Below are 6,496 nucleotides of genomic sequence, written 5' to 3'. Positions count from 1 at the left end.
TTCCCGCCTGGTGCTCCTTCAGCACACCGATGATCTGGTCTTCCGTGAACCGGCTTCTCTTCATCTCCGTCTCCTGTCGACGGAGTCCAGTTCAAACCGAAGGCATCCACGGGGGCAACGTCACTGGGTCCAATGACAACTTGTCAGAAAACCGCTGATGAAGGTGCTCTCCCTCCGTGATCTCCATGACTATTTTTAGGTACTGAAGCTGAACCATCCACGGTCGACATGATTGCTCAGCGGATACGAGTTCTGCCTGAACGATTTCGGCAGTGTAGAGTCCATCAGGCACACTGGTCATGCCGCCGCCCTCGCCCGCTCCGCGTTATCGTTTCCAGGCTGCCGATTACCCGCCACCCATGCATCCAAATCTTCGGTGCGATAGATCACGGTGGTTCCGAGTTTCACGTAGACCGGGCCTGTGCCGTAGCAGCGGGCTTTGTCCAGGTACGACTTCGAGAGGCCGACATAGGCGGCGGCTTGTTTTACTCTCAGGTTGGGCATTCCAGTACCTCCATGCTTGGGATTGCACGGAGTTTTAGGCGTTTTCGCCTATGACGCTTAGGCAAACAAAAGGCTATTGATTGCGGTCTGCGGCAGCATCTTCTTTTGCGCGATCAAAGGTAGCTACAGCCGTGCGGACGTGCGTTTCCGAACGACCATATTTCTCCGCCAGAAGAATGAGGACCTCTTCATAGCGCACGCCTTCATCGCGCAAATGATGAAATTCCTCGCCGATCTCCAGCCAGTGCTTGGGCAGGCTCTTCCGACGTCCTCTCGATTGCTTCGGTGGCTTGATAAGGTCGGCCGCAATGCCCTGCACCACGGCGTCAGCAGCGCCGGATCGAAGGATCTCGACGATCATCGTCTTGGCATCTTCGACCCTATCCTCAAGCAGTGCGCTTCGGATCCGGATCGCCTGAAGGCTAAGCGATTTGGGGAGCGGCGCCATTCCGTCCTCCAATCGCATCCGCGATCTGGTTCGCTATGACATCAGCTCCGCGTCGTGCTGCCTCGTCGGCGATGTGGGCGTAACGTTGGGTGGTAGTGACGTCGGCGTGGCCGAGCAGCTTACCAATCACCGGCAAGCCGAGACCGGACCAAGCACCTACGCTGGCGAAACTGTGCCGGAGGTCGTGAATTCGCAGTCCGTCGAGCTTTGCGCGCTTTGTGATGGCAGTCCAGGGCCGCTTGAGGTCAGCGCGCGGCTTCTCGTCGGGCGCGCCTGCACTCTCGCCTGCAACCACATAAACCCCTACTCGCGGCATCTCCCTTAGGACGGCGAGCGCTGCCGCGGAGAGCACTACGGTCTTGCGGCCCGTTTTTGAATCCGGAAGGAACAGCAAGCCGCGTTCCAAATCGACCTCGGACCATCGGACATGGAGGATCTCCCGGAGCCGGGAGCCGGTCAACATGATGAGTCTAATGGCGCCGGTGACGCTAGGATGCATGACAGTGCGCTGTCCTTTGGGAGCGTGCTTGGACTCTCCAGCGTTGACTGGAAGGCCGACTGTCTCAGCCTCGATCATCGCTTCGCCGAGACGCTTCATCTCGTCAGCGGTTAAGAAGCGCTCGCGGCCTGTCTCCTTGTTCAGGTCGACCCCAGACGCAGGATTAAGACCCTCTGGCACATAGCCGTTCCGCGCGCCCCAGCCGTATGCCGCAGCGAGCAACTTCATTGCCCGATTTGCTGATATTCTCGCTGTCTTCGACATAGCCGCATGCGCACGTTGAACATCCACGCGGGTGAGCGCCACTGCTTTGGTGGCGCCGATATGCGGCTCAATGTGTTTGGTGAGGATCGTACGATAGAAGGCTGCTGACGACGCCTTCTTGTTCACCGACACGAATTCTGCGACGTAGGTGTTAACCAGCGTGTAAACGGTGATGCTGGCGCGCTCAACCGAGCGCTCGTTCGCAAGGTCCCTCCCGAGCCCAGCATGCGCAATCGCTCGTCGCGCGGCCTCGCGTGCCTCGTTTGCTTTTAGAGCCCCCACGCGACCAAGCTTGATGCGCTTCTTCGAGCCACCCGCGATCGGCCTAACTTCTACGAAGAATGTCCCTGTGCCGGCGGTGGTTCGATAGAAGCCAAATCCGGCCAGATCCGTGTCGAAATAAAACGTCGTTCGGTTCGGCTTCGACGAAGCCATTACCTCCCCCACGGCGGCAGCCGTAATCTTGATTGTAGCCACCCCACCCTCATTTGTAGCCGTATTGTAGCCAACATATAGGCAAACGGCTCAACCGAGGCAAGCGGCCACCAGTTTCCCAGCGTTGGAAAACATAAGTTTCGTCAATCTGTTATCATAATCTTACCATCTCTCGTGCAACCACAGGATTGGCTATAAAACCGCGTTAATTAGACTGGGGGTCAAGGGGTCGTGGGTTCGAATCCCGCCGCTCCGACCATTGAGCCGCCGGGGCCTGCGATTGCATCGGGAACTCAAACACGGGCTCAGGCGTCTAGGATGTGACGCCTGAAAGGATGACCGTGACCGAAAACACCAGCCTCACCCTCTCCCTTCCCCCCGATCTCGTGACCGCGATCAACCGCTATGCGGCTCAACGCGACCTCGGCTCCAACCAGGCGGAAGCCGCCATTCAGGCTTTGCGGCAGTGGGCGTTCAACGAGGGATTGTTGTCACCGGCAGGTGGCGACGAAGGGCTGCGGCCGGAAGATCTGAGCGCCGCCAACGACGGCTGAGACTTACCTCAGCGGACCTGGTCCAGCAGGCGCTTGCATTCCAGAAGATCAAACAGGGCCTCCTGAAGCAGTGCCCGGTTGTCACGCGAAAGCTTGCCCTGCCCCGGTGAAACCGGACCCTCTTCCTCGGCCTTGCCGATGCCGAAAAAGCGACGGTTCGGCTTTACCTTAGGCTCGCCAACCAGCATTTCTTCATCGACCGGCCGCGAGGGGGAGGCTGCGTGGTCGGCAGACGCCGACGGTTCGGCGGCCGCCTGCTTGCGCTGCGCCAGGGCTTCCGCGGCCGACAGGTCGCCGGTTCCGATCGCCATCAGGAACTGGTTGCCGTTTTCGCGCAACAGCTTCTGCACACCCTTGATGGTGTAGCCCTGATCGTAGAGCATGTAGCGAATGCCCTTGATCAGGTCGATGTCGTTGGGTCGGTAATAGCGCCGGCCACCGCCTCGCTTCAGCGGCTTGATCTGAGTGAAGCGGGTTTCCCAGAAACGCAGGACGTGCTGAGGCAGATCGAGATCTTCCGCAACCTCGCTGATGGTGCGAAATGCGTCCGGGCTCTTGTCCAACATACCTCAAATCCTTCAACCGCTGAGCGAATCGCGATTATCGCGTCAGTCCAGCGATTTGAAGGCAAGGTTTCAAGAGCAGCTTGACGCAAACACTGGCTATCAACCGGCTTTCTTCGCCTTGCCGGTACGCAAGGCTGCGTTGTGGCCGTCCAGGATCCGGCTTTTCAGGACATTGGACGCCTTGAAGGTCATCACCTTGCGCGGAGAGATCGGCACTTCTTCGCCGGTCTTCGGATTGCGGCCGACGCGTTCATTTTTCTCGCGGACGTGGAAGGTCGCGAAGGAAGACAGCTTCACATCTTCGCCGCGAACGATGGCAGCGCAGATCTCATCGAGCACGGACTCCACCAATTGGGCCGATTCAGTTCGGGAAAGGCCGACCTTTCGGTAAACGGCTTCGGCGAGATCGGCACGCGTGAGTGTCTTGCCTCCCATCGATCTTCGCCCTCACTACAGATGAAACTGAAATAACAAATGAGAAGAAGGATTAGGAAATTGGCCACGCTGGGTCAAGAACTTACACCAGACGCGGCTCACCAACGCAAGAGCACGGCGCCCCATGTGAAGCCACCACCCATGGCTTCGAGAAGCACCAAGTCGCCTTTCTTGATCCGGCCGTCGGCCACCGCTGCAGCAAGAGCGAGCGGAACGGAAGCCGCCGACGTATTGCCATGCAGATCCACCGTGATCACGACCTTGTCGAGGGGAATGCCGAGCTTCTTGGCGGATGCCTCGATGATCCGGCGGTTGGCCTGGTGGGGGATGAACCAGTCCAGTTCCGCGGCACTGATCTGGCCCTGGCGGAAGGTTTCCTCGACCACATCCGTGATCATGCCGACTGCGTGCTTAAAGACTTCTTTGCCTTCCATCCGCAACACGCCGACCTGGCCGGTCGTTGACGGGCCGCCGTCCACATAAAGCTTTTCGCGGTGGCTGCCATCGGAGCGCAGGCTTGCTGCGAGGATGCCGCGGTCCGTCAGCCCGCCCTCGCCTTCTTCCGCTTCAAGCACCACCGCACCCGCGCCATCGCCGAACAGGACACAAGTGGTTCGATCCTTCCAGTCGAGGATGCGCGAAAAGGTTTCCGAACCGATCACCAGCGCGCGCTTGGCCATGCCGCCCTTCAGGTGAAGGTCAGCGGTCGTGATTGCGTAAACGAAGCCGGAGCAAACCGCCTGCAGGTCAAACGCGAAGCCATGCGTGATGCCGAGCCGGTTCTGGATCTCCACGGCCGTAGCCGGAAACGTATTGTTGGGCGTGGATGTGCCGAGCACGATCAGGTCGATGTCGGCTGGCTGCAAGCCCGCCGCATCAAGCGCGGCCCGCGCCGCCGCTTCACCGAGTGACGCCGTGGTCTCGTCGGCCGCAGCGATGTGCCGCTGGCGGATGCCGGTGCGTTGGACAATCCATTCATCGCTCGTTTCCAGCGACGCCTCGAAGTCCGAATTCTTCATGATGCGGCGCGGCAGAGCCGTGCCGACACCTTTAACAACAGAGCGGATCACGCTTCACCCTCGCCTTCTTCCCCGAGGCGCGGCGCGCGCGACAAGGCATGCTGATGGCGACGGGCATGGAAGAGCTGCAAGTCCGCTTCGATGCGATCAATCAAGCGGTTGCGCACCATGTCGTAACCAAGGTCGATCGCAGCGGCGAAACCTTCGTCGTCCGTTCCCCCGTGGCTTTTCACGACAATGCCGTTCAAGCCAAGGAAGACACCGCCGTTGATTTTGCGTACGTCCATCTTTTCCGCCAAAGCCTTGAACGCACCCCGGGCGAAAACATAACCGATCTTTGCCATCAGGGTCCGTGACATCGCTGCCCGAAGATAACCCCCGATCTGGCGCGCTGTTCCTTCCGCGGTCTTCAATGCGATATTTCCAGAGAATCCCTCGGTCACCACCACGTCCACGGTGCCTTTGCCGATGTCGTCGCCTTCCACGAAGCCATGGTAGGTCATGGAATTGAGATCAGTGTCGCGCAGCATGGCGCCGGCTTCCTTGACCTCTTCCTGACCTTTCACTTCTTCAACGCCGACGTTCAGAAGGCCGATGCTCGGGCGTTCGATCTGGAACAAGGCCCGCGACATCGCGCCGCCGAGGATCGCGAAATCCACCAGTTGATGTGCATCGGCACCGATGGAGGCGCCCACATCCAGCACGATGCTTTCGCTGCGCGATGTGGGCCAGATCGCAGCGATGGCGGGACGGTCGATGTTGGCCATCGTGCGCAGGCAGAACCGCGCCATCGCCATCAAGGCGCCTGTGTTGCCGGCCGAAATACAAACATCGGCCTGATTGAGCTTCACCGCCTCAATGGCCCGCCACATGGAGGACTTGCCGCGACCGTGGCGCAGCGCCTGGCTCGGCTTGTCGTCCATGGCGACCGCCACGTCGCAATGAACGAGTTCCACAGACTTGGCGAGCGCGGGAAACTTCGCCAGTTCCGGCTGCACCAAGTCCTGCTTGCCGAAAAGGATGAAGCGAGCATCGGGACGCCGCTGGAGAAACTTCGCCAAAGCGGGAACCACAACCACGGGTCCGTGGTCGCCTCCCATGGCATCGATTGAGATCCGTATCACGCTTGGCTGTTTTCCAGGTTGATCGGGCCGGGTGAAAAGTCGCGCGAAAATAGCCGTTTTGCTTCTTCACACAACAGCAAAGGGTTGGCCGAAGCGTTTTCAGGTTTTCGCCTTCAGCGCCGCGAGCTTTTCCGCGAGAGGTCCCAGCGGCTTGTCCGCATCAGCTTGCGGCGCTACCGGGACCGCATCGCTTTTGCGCGGATATGGATTGATGGCGACACCAAAAAACTCTTCCGCCAGCGCGCCGACGTCCAACGTGTCGCCTTCAAGGATCTCCGGTGCATCCGGACCTTCGGGATCCACGAGAACTTCGCCGCTGAGGTCGCCAAGACGGAACAGCTTCGAGTTGCGAGGCAGGAACGTCGCATCCACGGGCTCGTCGATACGCGCAGGAACAGGCTCCAAAGAAGCAATGCAGGCCTGCGTAATTTCGGCTTCGACGCGCCCCCGCACGGCTACACCGTTGCCCTTCCAATCCGTCACGAGAAGATCGGCCTTGAAACGCTCCACCGAAAGGAGCCCGTGCGCTTGCGCGAGCGCTGTGCGCATTGCCGCGTCGGCTTCAACGAGCACGGGCATGCCCTTCGACGGCAATCGGTTGATGTTGACCGGAAATGAAACCGGGCTGGGCGGGGTGGTGGTCACGAA

At 59.8% G+C, this 6,496-nt stretch carries 9 protein-coding genes; 1 reads left to right on the top strand and 8 read right to left on the bottom strand.

From position 1 onward, the window contains the following. Positions 1 to 297: 297 nt before the first annotated feature. The 3 genes from J5Y06_RS10560 to J5Y06_RS10550 all read right to left on the bottom strand — a co-directional run bounded on the left by J5Y06_RS10560 (position 298) and on the right by J5Y06_RS10550 (position 2,192). Complete coding sequence (locus tag J5Y06_RS10560) at positions 298 to 504, bottom strand: helix-turn-helix transcriptional regulator (RefSeq protein WP_209335077.1); 207 nt, start codon at positions 502 to 504, stop codon at positions 298 to 300. A 73-nt stretch (positions 505 to 577) separates the two neighbouring features. After that, complete coding sequence (locus J5Y06_RS10555) at positions 578 to 865, bottom strand: hypothetical protein (protein WP_209335076.1); 288 nt, start codon at positions 863 to 865, stop codon at positions 578 to 580. Positions 866 to 926: 61 nt separating this feature from the next. Further along, positions 927 to 2,192 (bottom strand): tyrosine-type recombinase/integrase, encoded by a 1,266-nt coding sequence (locus tag J5Y06_RS10550; protein WP_209335075.1) that lies wholly within the window; start codon positions 2,190 to 2,192, stop codon positions 927 to 929. Positions 2,193 to 2,485: 293 nt separating this feature from the next. Here J5Y06_RS10550 and J5Y06_RS10545 point away from each other — a divergent pair, with 293 nt between their 5' ends. Beyond that, positions 2,486 to 2,704, top strand: coding sequence for a hypothetical protein (locus tag J5Y06_RS10545; protein WP_209335074.1), 219 nt, complete (start codon positions 2,486 to 2,488; stop codon positions 2,702 to 2,704). A gap of 8 nt (positions 2,705 to 2,712) precedes the next feature. Here J5Y06_RS10545 and J5Y06_RS10540 read toward each other — a convergent pair whose 3' ends face one another. The 5 genes from J5Y06_RS10540 to J5Y06_RS10520 form a co-directional block, all read right to left on the bottom strand. After that, positions 2,713 to 3,267 carry a MerR family transcriptional regulator gene (locus J5Y06_RS10540; protein ID WP_209335135.1) on the bottom strand — a complete coding sequence of 185 codons (555 nt, stop codon included), beginning with the start codon at positions 3,265 to 3,267 and terminating at the stop codon, positions 2,713 to 2,715. Between the two features lie 102 nt (positions 3,268 to 3,369). Continuing rightward, positions 3,370 to 3,705, bottom strand: coding sequence for an integration host factor subunit alpha (locus J5Y06_RS10535; RefSeq protein ID WP_209335073.1), 336 nt, complete (start codon positions 3,703 to 3,705; stop codon positions 3,370 to 3,372). Between the two features lie 98 nt (positions 3,706 to 3,803). Then, positions 3,804 to 4,775 carry a beta-ketoacyl-ACP synthase III gene (locus tag J5Y06_RS10530; protein ID WP_209335072.1) on the bottom strand — a complete coding sequence of 324 codons (972 nt, stop codon included), beginning with the start codon at positions 4,773 to 4,775 and terminating at the stop codon, positions 3,804 to 3,806. Further along, entirely contained in the window at positions 4,772 to 5,848 is a 1,077-nt protein-coding gene (plsX, locus tag J5Y06_RS10525; protein ID WP_209335071.1) for a phosphate acyltransferase PlsX, read from the bottom strand. The genes J5Y06_RS10530 and plsX overlap by 4 nt, the downstream gene beginning before the upstream one ends. A 99-nt stretch (positions 5,849 to 5,947) precedes the next feature. Next, positions 5,948 to 6,493, bottom strand: a complete 546-nt coding sequence (locus J5Y06_RS10520) for a DUF177 domain-containing protein (RefSeq protein ID WP_209335070.1) — start codon at positions 6,491 to 6,493, stop codon at positions 5,948 to 5,950. Positions 6,494 to 6,496 lie beyond the last annotated feature (3 nt).

Source organism: Tianweitania sediminis (assembly GCF_017813335.1).
GTDB lineage: Bacteria > Pseudomonadota > Alphaproteobacteria > Rhizobiales > Rhizobiaceae > Tianweitania > Tianweitania sediminis.
The sequence above is the reverse complement of the archived record's forward strand: the minus strand, read 5'-3'. Positions and strand labels throughout refer to the sequence as shown.